The sequence below is a fragment of the Bacillus sp. JJ675 genome (assembly GCF_036963165.1).
In the GTDB taxonomy this organism is placed as follows: Bacteria; Bacillota; Bacilli; order Bacillales; family Bacillaceae; genus Bacillus; species Bacillus glycinifermentans.
Map to the genome: position 1 here is coordinate 111,783 of NZ_JBALMR010000008.1, position 309 is coordinate 112,091.

At 48.5% G+C, this 309-nt stretch carries 1 protein-coding gene; it reads right to left on the reverse strand.

Annotation, left to right across the window (positions count from 1 at the left end):
• Positions 1-186, reverse strand: a 186-nt coding sequence (locus tag V7126_RS02225; RefSeq protein WP_438823784.1) for a CotG/ExsB N-terminal domain-containing protein, incomplete at its 3' end; no start/stop codon positions are given.
• Between the last annotated feature and the right edge of the window lie 123 nt (positions 187-309).

The following is a 309-nucleotide window of genomic DNA, read 5'->3' on the forward strand; positions in this document are numbered from 1 at the left end:
CTCCTTGCTTTTCTCATGCCGGTTGCTTCTGTGCGGCCTTATCCCCCACCACAGGTCAAAAATGCTGGCGGGCCTGGTTTCTTCGGCTGCCGGAGAATCAGGCTCACGGTCTAAATATTGATCTCTGCCCTCGCTCTTCAGCTGGTCTACCGCTTGTTGAATATCATGATCATGGACATCACTCATCTTTTAACCCTCCTATCCACCTTTTTATGTCCTGCTTTATCATACTCTAGAGTAGAGACAGGTGTACTGAGGCAAATGACTGTTTTATGCAAACTTAGGCCATGCGCTTTGATCTGCACCCTG